Source organism: Alkalihalobacillus sp. AL-G (genome assembly GCF_030643805.1).
In the GTDB taxonomy this organism is placed as follows: domain Bacteria; phylum Bacillota; class Bacilli; order Bacillales; family Fictibacillaceae; genus Pseudalkalibacillus.
On record NZ_CP094656.1, the window covers coordinates 938,364 to 953,546 of the forward strand.

Consider the following 15,183-nt stretch of genomic DNA (forward strand, 5'->3'; position numbering starts at 1 on the left):
ACAAAAGCCCAATTTCTCTTTTATAACAATGAGAAATTGGGCTTTATAACAGAAAATCAAAGCAGCTTGATAAAAACAGCTTCACCTTTTCAAAATCGGGATCCATATTTCACTTTTGAAAATTGGTGAGGATACATCCTTATTCTCATTCCACAAAATTTCTGGTCCTTCTGTTTGTTCGTAGGTTGAGGATGGAAACCATTCGGAATATATTCGTCCCCATACATCCTGCAATGTATCAGGGAATGGTCCGATTGCTTCAAATACAGTCCATGTTGAGGCAGGAACTTCATGTTGTGTCATGTTATTTGGACAATCTTTAGTTGTTGCTACGCCAATATAGTGATCAAGCTCCCCTTTTTCCTCCATCCGGCCTTCCGAAAAGTTCGTGGATGCTTGAAGCAGTCCTAAAGGCTCAACATTCGAAAGCTTCTTAAGTTGATCAATCGTCTCGTCGTTTAATCTTTTCCACATAGAAGCAATTTCCGGATTAACCCCTTTGAAAATAATCGGAACCCTTTTCTTGATTCCAACAATACGAAATGCTTCTTTTTTTTCAATCCGATAATTCATTTCACTTCCTCCTTTAATAGATAACTGGAAGGTCATTTGTGGATAGGCTTTAAGTGAATGGCCATTATTTCTAGCTTCTGACGGTTTTATGCCGTGCAAATTTTGAAAGGCTCTTGCAAAGGAATCAGGTGAGTTGTACCCGTATTTTATCGCGATGTCAATGACCTTAACCTTGCTATCTTTAAGCTCGAAAGCTGCAAGAGTAAGACGTCTGCGACGGATATACTCCGTAAGCGTGACACCTGCAAGGAAGGAAAACATCCTTTTGAAATGATATTCGGAGCAAAAAGCCAGCCTTGCTGCTTCTTTAATGTCGATATCATACGTCAGATTTTCTTCAATATACGTTAAGGCTACATTCATCTGTTTTTGCAAATCCATTAATATGACCTCCGTTTCCATTAGAATAGCAGGAGTTGACTGTACCCATCCGACATTTTGTGCACAATTATGTAGGGTTCATTTATGTTCTTAATCTTAACATGTAAAACACATATCCCTATACACCAACCTCCAAGGAAGTCTGGGTCATAGTAATTTTTAGTTATTTTTTATGCTAAACTGTAGGTGCTTTTCTGTAACAAGATAAGTGCTCTTTTTTGTCTGACGAATGTGTTGACTTTTGAATTGGATTGGTATAAATTTCTAACCATACTTATTTAATGCCTTTCACCAATGTGAACAAATAGATTGAGAATGATGTGCATAAAATACATCATTATTTTTTTGCTCGAGTTATAGATTAAAAGATATAAGGATCTGATCCGAAAAGGGGGGGATTCGATGGATTACTTATCATCGGAAGCAAAAAACAGGATCATGAAACAGGGTTTAAAAGAACTACAGGATCAAAATTACATAACGTGGGAGATTTATTCCGAGGTTCTTCATGCACAGAACGAGTATTATACGAACCTAGTAGAAAAGGAAAAAGCAGAGTTGGCAAAAAAAGAAGCGGCTGAAGAAGTGATATCCGAAAAAGCTGCTATTAAACTCGCAGAACCAAAACCTAAAAAAGTGAAAAAAACGTTGTCACCTCAAGAAGTACGTGAACGGAATATTACGTGGTCGTTGAATTTAGGGGTCATCCTGCTGTTGATTGGCGGTCTCGTGCTTGCCACCAGCACGTGGGAAACCCTGGACAACTGGATGAAAACCGGGTTAGTTGCCCTCGTATCGATCCTGTTTTTCGGATTGGCTTATTTCACAAGAAATGTGCTGAAGATTGAGAAGACCGCTTTTGCGTTTCATGTTCTCGGCGGTTTGTTTTTACCGATAGTGATTTTATCTGCGGGTTATTTTGAACTGTTCGGCTCTTATTTTTCAGTGGAAGGAGAAGGACGTTATCTGTTCGGGGCAGCTGGTAGTTTGGTAGTTTTACCGATATATCTGTTCCTTTCTGTCAGACTCTCATCGCGGTTGTTCATCTGGTTTTCGTATGTGACATTCAGCGTGTTTGCCGGGTTTGGCATTGCAGCTTTGTACTTACCGATCGATGGCTTTTATCTTGGGATCATGTTGTTTAACGCGATATTGATTGCCGGATACCGCCTCTTGAAAAACAACGACCGTTTGAATTGGATCACGAATGAATTTGTTCCATACATTCAGGCGAATTTGATTTTATCGACACTGCTTATGCTCGTATTTTACAATCATGAGCTCTTTTACAGCCTTAATCTGATTCTTACAGCAGTTTTATATTTATCGATGATTTATGTGACGAATCGTAAAGAGTACCATTTCGTGTTCAGTGCAATGCTCGTTTACGGGGCTTACCAATTGATTGAGCATTCCATTTTTGATGAGTTCGGAAGTATCGGTTATGCCTTGCTTGGGATTGTGTTCTTGATCTTGCCGAACTATTTGACCGAAAACATTCCACTGCAAAAAGTGTTTCGCTATACAAGTGCCATTGTTTCAGGGTGTGCGTTCATATATATCAGCTGGGAAGGTATTTTACTTCGAATGAATGAACCTTCATTCGTTTTGCTGGTTGCCTATCTCATCATTTCGCTCAATTTCACGTACCTTTCAAACGTGGCAACACAACGGTTATTCATGTATTTAAGCCCAGTGTTCCTAATAAGTGCTCTGTACGAACTGGTTTTACTAGGTCAGAAGTGGCTCGGATATGACACCATCGAATTGCCTCTTTTTATCGTCGCATTCGTTTTATATAGTGTAATCGGATGCTTCGTTCAGCTTTCCTTTTTTAAAACGATTAGGGAAAGCTCCAGGGATGTCAGTGTCATTGTGATGGCGTTTTGTGTTCTCATCGGCTATGGGCTTATGAACTGGTGGCAGACAGGATTAATGCTCTTGTTGTTCGGTATTATTGCCTTGTTCGCCATCGGATTTGATAAAAGAACGACTTTCACACAAAGTGCACCGTGGGTTCATGCTATCTCATTAGGGTTAGCGGTTGTCATGATCATTGAAGAATCTGGACAATTTTATAATATAAATGAGCCTCTTGAAGCGATAAATCTGATAGGTGGCGGGATCGTTCTCCTGCTTGCAAATATAGTCTGGAAATCACTCAAACGTGATGCCCTTTCTATAAGTGCATTTTTCGTTTCGCATGGATTTTATGCCTTGGGACTTGTAGGTGCATTGTCATTGGAAGTCAATGATCTGGTCCGTTCGGTAATTGTGTTGGGCGGTGTCGGAATGGCTCTTTTACTTTATCGGAAAACGAAATGGGGAGCAGTACCTTACGTTATCAGTAGTCTCTCACTGCTTTGTTATTTGACGGTGTTGTATGCGATCCATTCCGAATGGAACATTACATCTGAATTGTTCAATTCGCTGCAATTTGTAATGGGAGCATTTTTACTGCTAGTCATTGGTCAATTCATTGGTGAAAGAGAAACGCAATTAATGAGAGGCTTTTGGTGGATCGGTCACATCTTCTTGCCTTTAGCAATGCTCGCCAGTTACGTGATTGATTACACGGATGCCGTATGGCCACTTGCATTAGCCGTTGTGATTTACGGGGTGAGCGTTTATATGGCAAAGATGGAATGGATGTTAAAAGCATTCCTGTATGCTAGTTTCACGGCCTTCACTCTGTTTGTTCAATTGATTTTGATCAGGTCGGATTTGCATCAGTATGAACACTATTCCTTTTTAATAACGAGTGTAATTATGGCTGTCGCATGGTATTTCAGTAAGGCTGAATGGCCAAGGAGAATTGCATACTACCTCGTTCCATTTTCTTTAATCGGGATCAGCGTATTTACAACAATTTATCCATATGAGTTGGACGCTTTTGTTGTAACCCTTGCCTACGCGGCAGGTGTATTGTTTATCATGCATCAAGAAAAATGGGATCTCTTTTCAATCGTTCCTCTCATATTCGTCTATTTCGGAGTAAGAATATACGGCCAAGCGAATCCTGACTGGGAGCATTTCATGTTACTCACCTATGCTGGATTGGCAGTGGTCTTTACGATTGTCGGGCTGTTGATTTATCGAACGATTTATAAAAAAGCGGAGGAAAAAAATAAGTGGGATCGTGTTGACTGGTATACAATCTCTGGTTTACTTACACTTGTAAGCATGTATATTTACGCAGGAGAAGAACTCTGGACGAAGTTGCTTCCAGGAGTATTGATTTCAGTAAACTTGTTTTTACAGCGGGATCGTATCTTAAAGGTACCTTCAAAGTGGCTGACGTTTATCGCCTGTGGTTATTTGCTTCAGCCGTATTATGCGGTTCTAATGAATAGTTCGGTTCCGCAGTTATTCGAACGGGAACTGTATGTGCTGCCATGGGTTGTGTTAGCCATCTTTCTTAAAAAAGTGTCCGATCAGCAATATAAGGTTATCGTCAATAGAGTCCAGTGGGCTGTGTTGGTCATCGTTTCATTATTGCTCGTTCAGGATGGGATGGCGAGTTCAACCGTTTACGATGCGATCATTGTCGGTACGCTTTCTCTCGCTTCGATGCTAGGTGGAATGGCTTATCGAATCAAATCCTTTTTCTTTGTCGGCTCAGGCGTGTTGCTGTTGAATGTGTTCCTGCAAACGAGACCATATTGGGGCAACTTACCGTGGTGGGGATATCTCCTTATCGCAGGCTCGATCCTGATTGCTGTCGCAAGTTATAACGAATGGCATAAACAGAAGACATCAGACGGCAAACAAACCCTCCTAGCCAAATTCAACAAAAAGATCGTCCAAAGAATTAAAAAGTGGGAGTAATGATAGCGGGTACACCCTAAATCTTACACAGTCTAAAACGCAGGTGATTTCACAAATGATCAGCTGCGTTATCACTTGATATAAAGAGGGAAATCCCGTAATCATTCAGGTCAAAACTTTATTTCTTTAAAATTAAAAAATAAATACAATTTGCTTTTCCGGATTTTATCTGTTATTCTTAATTAGAATTATTTTTGTTCGATCTGTATTGAATGAATAAGTGTTTAAACTTTTCGCCTTTGATATCTAATTGAGCAACTATAGTATTAAAAAGTGGATATACCCACACAGGAGGAAACAAATATGCAAGAAGGTACAGTAAAATGGTTTAACGCAGAAAAAGGTTTCGGCTTTATCGAAATTGAAGGTGGAGAAGATGTATTCGTACATTTTTCAGCTATCCAAGGCGAAGGATTTAAATCTTTAGATGAAGGTCAAAAAGTTACTTTTGACACTGAACAAGGTCAACGTGGACCTCAGGCTACTAACGTAAACAAAGCATAATTATTAAAGGACTCTATTTTAGAGTCCTTTTTTTATTGCTAATAAGTATGCTTGGGTAACATCAAACCCCGCTTATCAGCTAGTTCAATTCTTCTGATTTCTAAACCTACCATTAAAAATACGAGAGATTTCGCGAGTAATGCCGCTACACCCCAAAAGTTTAAGAAATTCAATTTGCTAAATGCGACTATCCGCAAGGATGTTTATTTATCGTAAATGACATACTATACTCACTGGACAGATTGTATTCAAAAGGAGTTAAATATTTTATGAAGTACAGGAAATCGCAAATGAAACAGTTGGTCAAAGACAATAAAGAATTGCAAATGCGCTTAAAAGAGTTAATGGAAGAACACGACCTTGAGAAAACCTATGCCCTTAAGGCTTTGTACCATTCGGAAGTTACTTCAGGAGGAAAGTATCAGTTAGCATACCAAGCGCTTGACTTACCCAAAGGATAAGTGCTATTTTTCAAAGATTTAATGTCTAGTACGTTTTTACAAGATACGCATCTTCCCCAAGGTAATCAACGCTTATAACCTTTTCGCCGTTATACGTATCGTTTTTTTAAATTACAAAAGAAACGGCATCCTCTTCAAAATATTCCTTTAAAAGAGAAAAGGGGTTGATTAACGGACCAATAAGTACTCCAGCAAGAAAAATAATGAGAAAGATAAGTGAACGTTTCATACTCACAACCTCCTATGGATATGTGGTATCCGGATCAGGGTGTTTTCCATTCAGTGTTTTCACCCAATAGAGCGGCGGATCCATTCCAGGTAGAAAAATATGTACATACTGAATCGTCAACGCTTCAACAGCAACTTCGGGTTCTGTTTGAAAACGAACTTGAAACTCCTCCTGTAAATCAAAAGCGAAATAATAATGGAATTGGTCATGTTTAAAATTAGGGTTTTTCGCAAGCACAGACCGGACCCCTCCAGAAACCCCGTCCCAAAAGGTTGCATTATTGAAAAATGCGACTTTCACTCGTGATTGTACTGCAGGACCCATACCATCAGTCACGATATCAATTTTTTCAGGTGAAGAAATCGCAATCACATTAACTCCAAGTGGATTCCGTTCTAATGGCCGCTTCTAATTCCCCTCCAATACATATCCTCGCTCATCTTTCTCGAGTGATAATTGCAAAGCATTTGGAGTAGTTTGGTAGAACAGGAGAAAGATACCGACTGCTCCAGCACATAAAAAGATTGCAGGTATCGAAAGGATGATCCAACCTTTTTTACGAGTAGTCGCTCGCTTTATAAAAAATACTCCCGCGAAAGTCGGAAGTACGATTACAGTGAAAAAAAGTAAGAATACGATTGAAGACAGTCCCAAGTTTGCTTTCCCCCTTGCAAAAAACGATAAATCCATCATACTAATTAATACCAATCTTGTTAAGGGAATTTTCTGAAAAGGTATATTAATTGTCTTTATGGAACTTAGTTATAAGCCTATCGAATTTAAGGAGAGTATCAGCTATGAACAAGTGGGCATATGTATTCATTGTATTAGGCGCAGCTTTATGGGGACTTATTGCCATTTTTGTTGAAGGATTATATGAATATGGGTTTACTCCGTTACAAGTTGTTTCGATCCGGGTCCTGACGTCAGCAATTCTGCTTGTAATCGTTGTTCTCGTTAAAAATCCAGCTCTCATGCGGATCGATTGGCGAGATAGCTTTTACTTTGTCGGAACGGGCATCTTCAGTATTGTTTTCTTTAACTGGTGTCTATTTACGGCGATTCAAGAAACATCGATTGCCGTTGCTGCGATCCTGTTGTACACGGCACCGGCCATTGTAACATTGCTTTCCCGCTTGCTTTTTAAAGAGTGGCTTACCATGAGAAAAATGGGCGCTCTCTTTTTGACACTAGTTGGATGTGTATTTGTTATCGGAGTCATCCCGGGTGGTACGAGTTCGGTTTCAGCATACGGTGTGATCGTTGGACTTTGTTCCGGGTTAGGCTATGCTCTCTACAGCATTTTTGGAAAATATGCACTCGAAAAATACTCATCGATGACAGTGACACTTTACACGTTCATTTTTGCAACGGTTGCCATTGCTCCGTTCAGTGGATTGTGGAACCAATTGGATACGCTTCTTAAAACAGAAGTTATATTAAATACAGTCGGAATCGGTTTCTTTTCTACCGTTCTCGCTTATCTTTTATATACAATTGGATTGCAGTATGTCGAGTCAAGCAGGGCATCGATCACGGCTACCATCGAACCCGTCGTTGCCACCCTGATCGGCGTCTTCATGTTTCGAGAACCGTTAAGCGGTTGGCAGCTTACAGGAATTATTCTCGTACTGAGCGCGGTGATGATCGTACAGGAAAAGCGGAAAGAAGCCGTTCAACATTCTATAACATATGAGGTGAAATAGTAATGGCGAATCGTAAAGTTGCACTTGTAACAGGGGCGAGCCGTGAGAAAGGAATCGGAGCGGGGGTGTGCAGAAGGCTTGCGCAATCAGGAGTAGATGTCTTTTTTATCTACTGGACGAATTATGACCAGCTAATGGAATGGGGGGTTCAAGAGGATGAACCCGAGCGTCTAGCCGATGAAATAACGTCAATGGGAGTACGTTGTGAACATGCCCAATGGGATTTATCGGATGCTTTACGCTTACCGGCGTTGATTGAACGAGTTACCGAAAGTCTTGGCTATCCGGATATGCTCATCAACAATGCCTGTTATTCGGTCGATGATGATGTCGAATCGATCACTGCCGAAAGCCTCGATGCACATTATCAAATCAATGTTCGAGCAACGACACTTTTAACGGTCGCGTTTGCAAGGGGATTTTCGAAAGGGTCTGGAGGACGGGTGGTCAGTCTTACATCAGGACAATCGCAAGACCCGATGAGTGATGAGATTTCCTATGCAGTAACGAAAGGAACCGTCGAGACATTAACGAAAACGTTAGCACCCCCACTTGCGAAAAAAGGGATTACGATCAATGCCGTGAATCCGGGACCTAACGATACGGGGTGGATGACGGATGATCTGAAGGAAGCGCTCTTGCCAAGATTTCCGATGGGGAGAATTGGAAAACCGGATGACGTCGCAAAACTGATCCAATTCCTGTCGAGTGAAGAGGCAGAATGGGTGACAGGACAGATCATCCATTCAGAAGGCGGATTTTTACGATCCTAATAGTTTTAAAAGCCCATATAAAAGCGTAATCGTAACCATCGAAAGCACCGTTGAAACAGACGAACCAATAGAAGCAAAATACGGATCACCACCATATTTACGAGCATATAAAGCGATGGTTGGAGCGGACGGGGTGGCGGCGACGAGTACGACAACGATCAATAGTGATTCTTTTATGGGGATGGCTATTAGAGGAACTAGGCAAAGGGGAATGAATAACAATCTCGTAAATATAGACAGCCAGAGGTATTTGCTATGTAAAAAGGCCGATACCTCTGATGCACTCAAGTTTGCCAAAAGGATTCCGATAATTAGCATAGATAAAGGGATAGTCGGGAGTCCGACGGTTTCGAATAAATTATGAAAGGATTTAGGCCATTGGAATGGGAGCATAAATACAACAAAGCCGACGATGGTTGAAATAACACCAGGGTTGAAAGCTAACCACTTCCAGGAAAAGGATGCATTGGTTCGTCCCACAACGTAAATTCCATAAGTCCAAATCAATAGTATATACAAGAAGTTGAATACGGCGGTATATAGGATTCCAGTATTGCCGAGTAAAATATAGATGATGGCATACCCGATAAAGCCCTGATTTCCAAACACAATCAACCCTTCATACACACCCTTTTGCTTTTCAGGAAGGTCAGCTCGTTTTCGTAAAAACATTCCTATTCCACAAGCAAGGATGATTGCGATGCACGATAACCCGATTAACCAGGAAAAGTCATGTAGGTAAGCGGGGTCATATGGAAAATCCATCGAATATAAAATGAGTGCGGGCAACGTGATGTAAAGGACGAGCTGTGTCAATACATAATCAGATGCTTCTGGAAGGATCTGATACTTTCGGGCAATGTAGCCAATAAATGCAATGCCATATAGCATAATCATTTCTTGAAATAATAGAGTTGCAGCGCCCATAAAAATCCCTCCTTTTGCAGGGTATGAGAGAGTTCAAACATAGGTGCACTTCTTGGGAAAGGGACTGAATATGATGACAGAAATTTATATGGTCCGTCACGCTCACTCTGTCTATACACAAAATGAGTATGGGCGAGGTTTATCGGAGCAAGGAAAGAAAGCGGCGAAGAATCTGACAGAGATTTTACGAAATGAAAATATTGACTTTATCCTATCAAGTCCATATAGGAGAGCGGTGGAGACGGTTAAAGGCATCGCAACTCACATTGGGAAAACTGTGCAACTAGTAGATGGTTTTAAAGAAAGAACACTTGCTGAAAAGCCAGTCGAAAATTTTAATGACGCTATAGACAAGCTCTGGTCGGAACCTGCATTTTCCTTTCCAGGAGGCGAGTCGAACGAGGTGGCTCAAGCTCGAGGAGTTACCAGCCTGAGAAAAGTGCTGAAGCAGCATGAAGACAAAAGAGTCGTTGTCGGCACACACGGAAACATCATGGTGTTGATGATGAACTATTTCAACCCAAACTTTGATCGTACATTTTGGAACCAATTAGAGATGCCAGACGTATATAAATTAACCTTTGTAAAAGAAAATCTTATAGATGTACAGCATATAAAACTACACAAGGAGGTTGCCGAATGATTTATCGGAAGAAAACCTATACAATCAAACCTGAAGGACTTGAAACGTTTAATGAATTTTTTCATACATACTTAATACCGAACCAGTGGAAAAACGGTTCTAGCTTAGTAGGTCGCTGGGTTAATGAGGACAAGAATGAGATTACAGCGATTTGGGAGTATAAAAGCTTACAAGAATATGAACAAATTGAAGAAAGAGTTCGGCAAGATTATCTGCACAAGCAGGCTCAAGAGCATAAAGGAAAGCTGAAGGACATCATCCTGAGCAGCAAGCAGGAGTTTATCGAATCAACCGGAGACTATCAGTTCCCGAAACACATTGTTGCTGTTGGGGGACTCATCCAGAATGACCAAGGGGAGACCTTACTTGTAAAAACGAATTGGCGAAACGACACATGGGAGCTTCCAGGTGGGCAGGTGGAGGAAGGTGAACCGCTTGCAGAAGCATTGACACGGGAAATTTTAGAGGAGACTGGTGTAGAAATTGAGCTATCTGGTGTTTCCGGAGTCTATCAGAATGTATCTAGGGGAATTGTCAGTGTCGTTTTTAAGGGAAAAGCGTTGACTACTGAGATTACTAGACAAGTTGAAGAGATTCAAGCTGCTCGGTTTGTGAAGCTGAATGACGAGAACCTTTCTGACTACATTACACGTCCTCACATGCGTTCGCGTGCATTGGATGCATTGAATTCAGAAGGGAATATGCCGATGGAAACAACAAGGGTGCGTCCATATGAGCTTGTGCATCGGTTCAACTAATAGAGGTTGTTCAAAGAAGTCCGGTAAAAATAGCTGTCGAATTTCTTCGTTCCTTGAAAAAGAAGTTCACTTTTCCTTCGTGCGAGGTACCGCTTCCGTAGACTACTCTTGTACTCGGTCTCTCCGGTCCTCACGTATTACAAGGAAGTATTGTTCATCGATGTACATCATTGTGCACCTGCATCTAACTAGTGGATGCTATCGATGAAAGCTTCCTCGGTGCAAGGCAGCAAAGATGCCTTCAAGTGAGTAGCCTTCCTCGAGACTGTCGTGCCTCGAACTTCTCGGCTCTTTTTATCCTCCTTTTTGAACATCAATTAAGAAGGTTTTTTAGGGGGGAGTTAAATGGATAACACAAATACAGCAAAACGGCAAAGCTTTGGATGGCTTTTAGCAATAGGAGCTTTTTTCGCAACAAAATTAAAATGGGCGATTGCAATTTTGAAACTCGCCAAATTTTCGACATTGATTTCCTTGTTCATATCACTCTGGGCTTATGCCGTTTTCTTCGGGTGGAAGTTCGCTGTTGCTTTGATCTATTTGCTTTTTGTCCATGAGATGGGGCATTTGATTTGTGCGAGAAGAAAAGGGATCAAAACAACCCCTGCAGTTTTCATACCGTTCATGGGGGCTGTCATCGGTCTGAAGGAACAACCGAAAACAGCGAAGGATGAATCGTATATCGCATATGGCGGACCTCTCGCTGGGGTCGTATCGATCATTCCTGCGTTGATTTTATATAGCATCACCCAATATGAATTATGGGCACTCGTCATTTTACTCGGTGCAATGCTGAACCTGTTCAACCTGATTCCAGTCTCACCGCTTGATGGAGGAAGAATCCTGGCAGTGGTCTCAACAAAAATCTGGTTTTTCGGTTTACTTTTCATGGGAGTCTATTTGTTCTTCAATTTTCATCCGATGATTGTTTTGATCATGATTTTCGGATTACAGATGCTTAGCAGCCTCCATAAGGAGCGGACACAATTAAAGGTTGATCGCTATGACTTGGACCGTACATTCGATCTAATTGAAAAAATCAAGGTATTACAGCAGAAATGGGAACATAGCGATCCTATCTCCTTTTCTTGGTTTATCGAGTCCGAGTTCGAAAAAAGCAAGTCAAAAATGGTTGAGATCGATCATACAAAGGTTCCATGGTATTCACCAGGTAGACGTTTAAAGCGGGGAGGGTGGAAGGTTGATAAGGCGAATAATCATACGTATTATATGCTACTTAAAACCCCTCGCATCGAAGAAGATGAAGAACAGATAATTACATGTTTCAGTGAAGTAAAAGCAGCGCAGTATAAACATATCGAAAAGTTGCAAAAGGGTGTCGAGGAGAAAGAGCGCTATTATCAAGCGACGCCTAAAGAAAAAGCGATCGCACTCATCGCATATCTTCTGCTCGGTGCAGTATTGACCGGTCTATGGTGGTACGGGGAACTGTCATTGACAGGGCTGCAGACATTTTAAGTCCAATAGGTGAACGGGGATTATAACAGGTTTATTACGATGGTTTAGAGCGGAAAAAAGGAAAAACGGCTGCCATCAAGCGTTCATACGGACAGCTCGGAGCGAAAATTAGGCGAAACCATCGCTATGAAGCATTCATACGGACAGTTCGGAGCGAAAAGTAGGCAGAACCATCACTATGAAGCGTTCATATGGACAGCTTAGAACGAAAAATAGAAAAACAGTTGCTAAAATAGAGAGGAAACAGATGAACATACTAACCAATCAACCTACTACTGAATTCGAATTGATAAATAATGCACTTTCATTATTAGGATTGCCGACATTGAAAAATGAGTCGGAGTTTCAAAGGCTAGGAGAGGGTGCATGGCATCATGCTTATCTAGTGAAAATAGAAAGTGAGCCGGTGGTCATCCGTCTTCCGAAAAAGGTTGCCTACGATAAAGAGGTTCAATTCGATGCACACGCTTTACACGCTGAATATGCAGGAACCCAATCTTATTATAAGCATGCGAATCAAGCTAAAAAGGGGATTTGTCCTCAGTTTTTTAATTACCATGTAAGTGAAGAATTAACGTTTACCATTGAATCCTATGTAGGTTCATCACTTGAACTAGGCTTACAAACGAACGTAGCATCTTATCGATATGGTGTTGAGCTTGGAGAATTTTTTCTCGCTAAAGAACAGATTCCTTCGCCGGTTGAGGGGTTAGGCTATCTGACATGGAATTGTGGGAAATTGATCGGGCAGTTTGATTCGGACCTCCAATCATTTATCGCCCAAGAAACGGAGGAATACGAGCAAGAGCTGGAAGAACTTCTTGCCTCCGAATTACAATTTGACAAAAAACGTGTAATGCAAATCGGAAAAGAGCTAATCCCACATCGAGCAATTACAGGAGAGAAGCCTGTATTCACAAACCAGGATACGTCGCCAGAAAACTTGATTTTTAGAGAGGATGGAGTAAATTTGATTGACCCCTATCCGCTCATCTACACTGGGGTTTCTCTCGCAGCGAACCATGTCCACAATTACAAAGTGCTTTTCCCTACCTTTTATAACGTGCCAAGGTATAAAAAGCATGAGTTTCATCTATTCGAGGAAAACCTGCTGGCGATTGCAAATGGTTTCATCGGTGGTTATACACAAGGCTCAATTGATAATAAACAATCGTTGAGTGTAGAAGTCTTTCTTAAACTCCTTACGATGACGCATGGGCACTATCAGTTGTTTCAAAAAGACATTCTCGATGGTGAGGAATTAATACGATATGGTACGAAGGCTCAAATCAAAGAGCGACTAACCGTATTCTTAAAAATGCTCGAAAATTATGCTATATAGTCGAAACGAAAACAGGGGGACTCTTAATCTCAGAGTTCCCCTTTTTCGTCTTCAATCGAAAGAAACTTTTTGATCCATTCGGTTGAGTCAGTTCTGTCATAGCTTCGGTAAAGCATTTTTGACAGATTGAGCGGACCACCAAAGAAAAACTGCTCGTAAAGCGTCTGTCTAGAGCCGAATGCGCTCATCGTCAAATCCCATGCGAGCCGAAAAATCTTCACACGATCAAAAGCACCCGCATTCGCTGCCTGCAAATACTGATCCAAATCTTCTCTAATAGGGGAGTTGAAATCGTTCTCCCCAGGAATCGAGACAAGCCCGCTCGCTCCAAGTAATTGGATGATTTCCGTAAACCTCGGATAGATTTTCGCATAATAGCGAATCGCTGAAAATAAAGGTTCAGAAGCTGGAGTCATTAGTCCCCATACGTCAATCTTCGCCTGCATTTCAGCTGATAAAACAAACGCCTTCATTGCCTCAAGTGCAACGATGATATCCGCAACCTTTTCCTGAACATGATCGTATTCCCCTACGTTGATCGTATCGACCATCAATTGAATGATACCAAGGAAAAATTCAGTTTTTATAATGCAACGGTTAGCAACCTGATGGATGGTTTGCGGGTAAAAGCTCGTTTTCGAATAGAGTTCATTTGTCACTTTCATATTTTCATAAAAGAACACTCGATCCCATGGAACTAACACATTATCAAATACGACAATCGAATCAATCTCATCAAAACGGGAGCCTAATGGATGATCATACTGCGATTTACCATAATCAAAAGATTCACGTGCGATGAAACGTAATCCTTCAGTGTTCGTAGGAATCGAAAACCCATTGGCCATCGATGAATCTGCAATACCTCCCTGTGGGAAAACGATCAGCTCATCAGTTAAGCCGCCTTGTGTTGCAAGAAGGCGTGCACCGTGGATAATCAACCCGTCTGTCGTCTTTTCTTTTATATGTGCTGCAATTTGATCGGAAGAAAGATCGAAATGGTAACGACCTCGGTTCACTTGCGGATGAATGAACGTATGTGTAAATGATAAATCGTTTTTGACAGCCGATTGATACAAGTTTCTAAGGTTTTGACTAAAAACGGGATCCTGTTCCGAAAACACGTCTGCGGCCTGTGTAAAGGTCATCAAGATTGTATTGAGATAATCCGGAGATCGACCGAGTAAACCGCCGCTGGTTTTTGCCCATTCTTGGAATGCTAATCTACGTCGCTCAAGATCCTCCTTCGTTTTTGGAGGTAAAAAACTCATTCCGGTACGTTCGCCAGATTCATTTTGAAATGTCATCCTATTCAGTTTGTTTTCACACAGTTGTAAATCGTAAAGATTCGCTTTGCTCTGCATGATGCCCTTCAAGGAAGGATGCTCGGAAAACTTTCCTTTAACCCGCTCACCGTCGATCCAGAGTTCAGGCTGTAGGCTATTAATCCGATCGATATATTGTTGGCCTGATATAAGTCCCATACATTTAACTCCTTTGCCAATCATATTTACACGATATGCACAAAAGCGGAGATAGGTACGAACGAATACGGCATAATGGGACGCTATAATAGATA

General features: G+C 41.2%; 15 protein-coding genes. 9 read left to right on the forward strand and 6 right to left on the reverse strand.

What is annotated here, in order from left to right:
* Positions 1-81 precede the first annotated feature (81 nt).
* Positions 82-954: an AraC family transcriptional regulator gene (locus MOJ78_RS04785; protein ID WP_304980068.1), complete on the reverse strand. Its 873-nt coding sequence runs from the start codon at positions 952-954 to the stop codon at positions 82-84.
* Positions 955-1,356: 402 nt separating this feature from the next.
* Between MOJ78_RS04785 and MOJ78_RS04790 the strand changes: the two genes are divergently transcribed.
* The 3 genes from MOJ78_RS04790 (at position 1,357) to MOJ78_RS04800 (ending at position 5,747) form a co-directional block, all read left to right on the forward strand.
* A complete protein-coding gene (locus tag MOJ78_RS04790) occupies positions 1,357-4,782 on the forward strand; it encodes a hypothetical protein (RefSeq protein ID WP_304980069.1) in 3,426 nt (1,141 codons plus the stop codon).
* Positions 4,783-5,085: 303 nt separating this feature from the next.
* On the forward strand, positions 5,086-5,286 hold the full coding sequence (locus MOJ78_RS04795; RefSeq protein WP_304980070.1) for a cold-shock protein: 201 nt from the start codon (positions 5,086-5,088) through the stop codon (positions 5,284-5,286).
* A 269-nt stretch (positions 5,287-5,555) separates the two neighbouring features.
* The gene (locus MOJ78_RS04800; protein ID WP_304980071.1) at positions 5,556-5,747 is read left to right on the forward strand and encodes a hypothetical protein; all 192 of its coding nucleotides are present in this window, start codon (positions 5,556-5,558) and stop codon (positions 5,745-5,747) included.
* Positions 5,748-5,853: 106 nt separating this feature from the next.
* On the opposite strand, the gene MOJ78_RS04805 is transcribed toward MOJ78_RS04800, so the two are convergent.
* From MOJ78_RS04805 to MOJ78_RS04815, 3 genes are read right to left on the reverse strand one after another with little or no spacing between them, the layout of a single operon-like run.
* Positions 5,854-5,976, reverse strand: coding sequence for a hypothetical protein (locus MOJ78_RS04805; protein ID WP_304980072.1), 123 nt, complete (start codon positions 5,974-5,976; stop codon positions 5,854-5,856).
* Positions 5,977-5,988: 12 nt separating this feature from the next.
* A complete protein-coding gene (locus MOJ78_RS04810) occupies positions 5,989-6,348 on the reverse strand; it encodes a hypothetical protein (protein ID WP_304980073.1) in 360 nt (119 codons plus the stop codon).
* Between the two features lie 36 nt (positions 6,349-6,384).
* The gene (locus MOJ78_RS04815) at positions 6,385-6,630 is read right to left on the reverse strand and encodes a hypothetical protein (RefSeq protein ID WP_304980074.1); all 246 of its coding nucleotides are present in this window, start codon (positions 6,628-6,630) and stop codon (positions 6,385-6,387) included.
* Positions 6,631-6,773: 143 nt separating this feature from the next.
* Between MOJ78_RS04815 and MOJ78_RS04820 the strand changes: the two genes are divergently transcribed.
* Both MOJ78_RS04820 and MOJ78_RS04825 read left to right on the forward strand, forming a co-directional pair.
* Positions 6,774-7,682 (forward strand): DMT family transporter, encoded by a 909-nt coding sequence (locus MOJ78_RS04820; RefSeq protein WP_304980075.1) that lies wholly within the window; start codon positions 6,774-6,776, stop codon positions 7,680-7,682.
* 2 nt (positions 7,683-7,684) lie between these two features.
* Positions 7,685-8,455 carry an SDR family oxidoreductase gene (locus MOJ78_RS04825; protein ID WP_304980076.1) on the forward strand — a complete coding sequence of 257 codons (771 nt, stop codon included), beginning with the start codon at positions 7,685-7,687 and terminating at the stop codon, positions 8,453-8,455.
* Here MOJ78_RS04825 and MOJ78_RS04830 read toward each other — a convergent pair.
* Positions 8,444-9,382 carry an AEC family transporter gene (locus tag MOJ78_RS04830; RefSeq protein WP_304980077.1) on the reverse strand — a complete coding sequence of 313 codons (939 nt, stop codon included), beginning with the start codon at positions 9,380-9,382 and terminating at the stop codon, positions 8,444-8,446. The two genes, MOJ78_RS04825 and MOJ78_RS04830, sit on opposite strands and share 12 nt — an antisense overlap.
* 70 nt (positions 9,383-9,452) lie before the next feature.
* Between MOJ78_RS04830 and MOJ78_RS04835 the strand changes: the two genes are divergently transcribed.
* The 4 genes from MOJ78_RS04835 (at position 9,453) to MOJ78_RS04850 (ending at position 13,604) form a co-directional block, all read left to right on the forward strand.
* On the forward strand, positions 9,453-10,025 hold the full coding sequence (locus tag MOJ78_RS04835) for a histidine phosphatase family protein (protein WP_370529766.1): 573 nt from the start codon (positions 9,453-9,455) through the stop codon (positions 10,023-10,025).
* On the forward strand, positions 10,022-10,783 hold the full coding sequence (locus MOJ78_RS04840; protein WP_304980078.1) for an NUDIX domain-containing protein: 762 nt from the start codon (positions 10,022-10,024) through the stop codon (positions 10,781-10,783). Before MOJ78_RS04835 ends, MOJ78_RS04840 begins: the two co-directional genes overlap by 4 nt.
* Positions 10,784-11,128: 345 nt before the next feature.
* On the forward strand, positions 11,129-12,262 hold the full coding sequence (locus tag MOJ78_RS20865) for a site-2 protease family protein (protein ID WP_370529767.1): 1,134 nt from the start codon (positions 11,129-11,131) through the stop codon (positions 12,260-12,262).
* Between the two features lie 247 nt (positions 12,263-12,509).
* Positions 12,510-13,604 carry a hypothetical protein gene (locus tag MOJ78_RS04850; RefSeq protein WP_304980079.1) on the forward strand — a complete coding sequence of 365 codons (1,095 nt, stop codon included), beginning with the start codon at positions 12,510-12,512 and terminating at the stop codon, positions 13,602-13,604.
* Positions 13,605-13,633: 29 nt separating this feature from the next.
* On the opposite strand, the gene hpaB is transcribed toward MOJ78_RS04850, so the two are convergent.
* The gene (hpaB, locus tag MOJ78_RS04855) at positions 13,634-15,088 is read right to left on the reverse strand and encodes a 4-hydroxyphenylacetate 3-monooxygenase, oxygenase component (RefSeq protein WP_304980080.1); all 1,455 of its coding nucleotides are present in this window, start codon (positions 15,086-15,088) and stop codon (positions 13,634-13,636) included.
* Positions 15,089-15,183: the final 95 nt, after the last annotated feature.

What these genes read in the sequence shown, in the direction of transcription:
- MOJ78_RS04785 (WP_304980068.1), bottom strand. Translation starts at nt 954, where the DNA reads ATGGATTTGCAAAAACAGATGAATGTAGCCTTAACGTATATTGAAGAA.
- MOJ78_RS04790 (WP_304980069.1), top strand. Translation starts at nt 1,357, where the DNA reads ATGGATTACTTATCATCGGAAGCAAAAAACAGGATCATGAAACAGGGT.
- MOJ78_RS04795 (WP_304980070.1), top strand. Translation starts at nt 5,086, where the DNA reads ATGCAAGAAGGTACAGTAAAATGGTTTAACGCAGAAAAAGGTTTCGGC.
- MOJ78_RS04800 (WP_304980071.1), top strand. Translation starts at nt 5,556, where the DNA reads ATGAAGTACAGGAAATCGCAAATGAAACAGTTGGTCAAAGACAATAAA.
- MOJ78_RS04805 (WP_304980072.1), bottom strand. Translation starts at nt 5,976, where the DNA reads ATGAAACGTTCACTTATCTTTCTCATTATTTTTCTTGCTGGAGTACTT.
- MOJ78_RS04820 (WP_304980075.1), top strand. Translation starts at nt 6,774, where the DNA reads ATGAACAAGTGGGCATATGTATTCATTGTATTAGGCGCAGCTTTATGG.
- MOJ78_RS04825 (WP_304980076.1), top strand. Translation starts at nt 7,685, where the DNA reads ATGGCGAATCGTAAAGTTGCACTTGTAACAGGGGCGAGCCGTGAGAAA.
- MOJ78_RS04830 (WP_304980077.1), bottom strand. Translation starts at nt 9,382, where the DNA reads ATGGGCGCTGCAACTCTATTATTTCAAGAAATGATTATGCTATATGGC.
- MOJ78_RS04835 (WP_370529766.1), top strand. Translation starts at nt 9,453, where the DNA reads ATGATGACAGAAATTTATATGGTCCGTCACGCTCACTCTGTCTATACA.
- MOJ78_RS04840 (WP_304980078.1), top strand. Translation starts at nt 10,022, where the DNA reads ATGATTTATCGGAAGAAAACCTATACAATCAAACCTGAAGGACTTGAA.
- MOJ78_RS20865 (WP_370529767.1), top strand. Translation starts at nt 11,129, where the DNA reads ATGGATAACACAAATACAGCAAAACGGCAAAGCTTTGGATGGCTTTTA.
- MOJ78_RS04850 (WP_304980079.1), top strand. Translation starts at nt 12,510, where the DNA reads ATGAACATACTAACCAATCAACCTACTACTGAATTCGAATTGATAAAT.
- hpaB (WP_304980080.1), bottom strand. Translation starts at nt 15,088, where the DNA reads ATGGGACTTATATCAGGCCAACAATATATCGATCGGATTAATAGCCTA.